Source organism: Bradyrhizobium sp. (genome assembly GCF_049581145.1).
Taxonomy (GTDB): Bacteria; Pseudomonadota; Alphaproteobacteria; order Rhizobiales; family Xanthobacteraceae; genus Bradyrhizobium.
Genome location: NZ_JBAURI010000051.1, coordinates 1 through 3,261, shown reverse-complemented (window position 1 = coordinate 3,261; position 3,261 = coordinate 1). Strand labels below are relative to the sequence as shown.

The window sequence follows — 3,261 nt, the reverse complement described above, 5'->3', positions numbered from 1 at the left end:
CTTTCCGCTTCTCCTCTTCGCATCGTTCGGACTAGGCAAGTGGGGCTCGCTCGCCGTGGCTGGATGGCTCGTTTGGATCGCCTTCTTCCGCAGCACAGGCGATCCGGCCGGGTGGCTCAGCTATCTCTTTTGCTTTCAGCTCGGAATTCTCGTACCCGAAGCCGCCAAACATATCCGATTGCTTCCGAGGGCGCTGATTCAGATCGGTTTTGTGCTGGCGGTCCTCACTCTATGCCTAGCCACGAATCTGTCGCGCATGTCGATCATGCCGGAACACATCACCAAGGAAGGCATCGCCTCCTTTATGATCGTCGCGGTGGTTCTGTCCGGTGAATTGGGTACGTTCGGGCTGTTGCGACCTGGAGTGCGCTGGCTCGGACGAATTTCCTATAGCCTTTATGTATTCCACTATCCGATCATCGCGGCTATCGAGCAGAAAGGAGGCGAGCATTTTACGTTCGCGTGGGCACAAGACCACAGCGCATTGTTCGGCCTTGGATGTATTTCGATCGCGCTGCCATTCTGCTTGGCAATCGCTTGGCTCGGGTGGCGATTTGTCGAAGTGCCGTTTCAAAGGTGGGGCACCGCTATCGCCAGGCTGGTCCTCTCGGTGCGACCGCATCGAGTACCGCCGCCGATCCTGCAACTCGTTGAAGCGACTGACACCTGACGCAAAACTCACCGTTGCTGGTTACTCCTTCGTTGCTGGTTCGTATTAGCGTAACGCAAGGCTCCGTCGGATTCGCACGGAAGCAAGGTCCTTGTGATCCGAGCGAATCTAGACCCCCCGGCTCGGAGCCTCGATCCTTGTAACTCTGCAGCCCGTATGCATAGTGTCCGCCCGTTTCAGGGGCCCCTCATGCGCGACAAGAATTTCGGCTCGCACGAAGCTTTGGTGCGGGAGGATGTTTCCAGGACGTCGTCAAACAAGAGCTTCGGGCTGGTATTTGCCGCGTTTTTTGCGCTGCTGGCACTGTCGAGCTATTTTTTTGGCCACCATGGCCGCTGGCCGTTCTGGCTCGGCCTGTCGATCGTTTTCGCGATCATGGCTTACGCCGCGCCGCACATCCTTGGACCCCTCAATCGCTGGTGGGCGAAGTTCGGTCTGCTGCTGCACGCCATCGTCAGCCCCATCATCCTCGCATTCATTTTTTTCGGCTGCATCGCGCCGATCGGGTTCCTGATGCGGCGATTCGGCAACGATCCGCTGCGGCGCCGCCTCGAGCCAGATGCGAAGAGCTATTGGCTTGTGCGCGAACCGCCCGGTCCAACCCCCGACTCATTCAAGAGGCAATACTGACATGATCGACTTCCTGCAGGAGTTCTGGGGCTTCCTGCGTGTTCGCAAGAAGTACTGGCTGTTGCCGGTGTTGATCGTGATGGCGATCTTCGGCGGGCTTCTGGTGCTGACCAAGGGATCCGCCGTGGCTCCGTTCATTTACACGCTGTTCTGATGGCTCCCTACCGCGTCCTGGGTATCTCGGCGTTCTATCACGACAGCGCCGCCGCGCTGGTCGAGGATGGCCAGGTCGTCGCTGCCGCCCAGGAAGAACGGTTTACCCGCAAGAAGTTTGACGCGAACTATCCGCGCCGCGCCATCGACTATTGCCTCGCCGCGGCGGGCGCCAGGCTCGATGATGTCGACTGCGTCGTGTTCTACGACAAGCCGTTCATCAAGTTCGAGCGGCTGCTCGAAACCTATCTGACGATGTCGCCCAGCGGCTTCACCTCGTTTCGCATGGCGCTGCCATTGTGGTTGCGCGAGAAGCTGTTCCAGAAATCGCTGCTGGCCGACAAGCTCAAGGAGGTGGCGCCGGAGTTCGACTGGCAAAACCGCTTGAGGTTCTGCGAGCACCACCTCAGCCACGCGGCGTCGGCCTTCTATCCTTCGCCGTTCGAGCGTGCGCTGGTTCTCACGCTCGACGGCGTCGGCGAATGGACCACGACGGCGGTTGCGATCGGCGAGCACGACAAGCTGTCGATTCACAAGGAAATCCACTTCCCGCACAGCCTTGGCCTGTTGTATTCGGCGTTCACCTACTACACGGGCTTCAAGGTCAATTCGGGCGAATACAAGCTGATGGGGCTTGCGCCCTACGGCGTCCCGAAATACGTCCAGCTGATTCGCGACAACCTCATCGACGTCAAGGACGACGGCTCGTTCCGGCTCAATCTCGACTATTTCAATTACTGTACCGGGCTGACCATGACCAATGCGCGTTTCGACGCGCTGTTCGGGGCGCCGGCGCGCGATCCCGAGGGCTTGCTCGAGCAGAAGCACATGGATATCGCGGCCTCGATCCAGGCCGTGCTCGAAGACATCGTTCTGAAGCTCACCCGCAGCCTAGCGGCGGAAACCGGCATGGAGAACCTGTGCCTGGCCGGTGGCGTGGCGCTCAACTGCGTCGCCAATGGCAAGATCCTGCGCGATGGCCAGTTCAATAAGGTCTGGATTCAGCCCGCGGCCGGTGACGCCGGCGGCGCTCTCGGCGCGGCGCTGGCCGCTCATCACATCCATGCCGGCAAGCCTCGCCTGATGGCGAACGCGCTCGACGGCATGCGCGGCGCCTATCTGGGTCCGGCCTTCGAACAGGCGGACATCGATACGCGCCTGCAGGCGGTGGGAGCCCGCTTTACGACACTCTCCGAAGACGAAATGCTGGAGATGGCCGCGAAAGCACTTTCTGAGGGCGCCGCGATCGGCTGGTTCCAGGGGAGAATGGAGTTCGGTCCGCGCGCGCTCGGCAACCGCTCGATCCTGGGCGATCCGCGCAGCCCCTCGATGCAGAAGAGCCTGAATCTCAAGGTCAAATATCGCGAAAGCTTCCGGCCCTTTGCGCCATCGGTGCTGCGTGAGAAGGTCGCCGACTGGTTCGCGCTGGATGTCGACAGCCCGTACATGCTGCTGGTCGCCGATGTCGCCGAAAGCCGTGTTCGCAGGATGACGGACGCCGAGCAGCTCCTGTTCGGCATCGACAAGCTCAATGTCGTTCGCTCCGGCATTCCCGCCGTCACGCATGTCGACTATTCCGCACGCGTCCAAACGGTGCATCGGGAGAGTAACCCGCTCTATTACCGTCTGCTCGAACGCTTCGACCGGCTGACCGGCTGTCCCGTCCTCATCAACACCAGCTTCAACGTGCGCAGCGAACCGATCGTCTGCACACCCGAAGATGCGTTTCGCTGTTTCATGGGCACGGAACTCGATCTCCTCGTCGTCGGCTGTTGCGTTCTCGAGAAGAAAGAGCAAGATCCGCATTT

4 protein-coding genes are annotated in these 3,261 nt (G+C 60.3%); all 4 read left to right on the top strand.

All coding sequences use genetic code 11. The features are described from left to right. A partial coding sequence (locus WCB02_RS01550; protein ID WP_423955603.1) for an acyltransferase family protein occupies positions 1 to 670 on the top strand: 670 nt, incomplete at its 5' end. Between the two features lie 189 nt (positions 671 to 859). Continuing rightward, entirely contained in the window at positions 860 to 1,300 is a 441-nt protein-coding gene (locus WCB02_RS01545; RefSeq protein ID WP_423955600.1) for an SxtJ family membrane protein, read from the top strand. A 1-nt stretch (position 1,301) separates the two neighbouring features. Then, complete coding sequence (locus WCB02_RS01540) at positions 1,302 to 1,454, top strand: DUF5989 family protein (RefSeq protein ID WP_423955598.1); 153 nt, start codon at positions 1,302 to 1,304, stop codon at positions 1,452 to 1,454. Beyond that, on the top strand, positions 1,454 to 3,261 hold a 1,808-nt coding region (locus WCB02_RS01535), incomplete at its 3' end, for a carbamoyltransferase family protein (protein ID WP_423955596.1). The genes WCB02_RS01540 and WCB02_RS01535, both read left to right, overlap by 1 nt.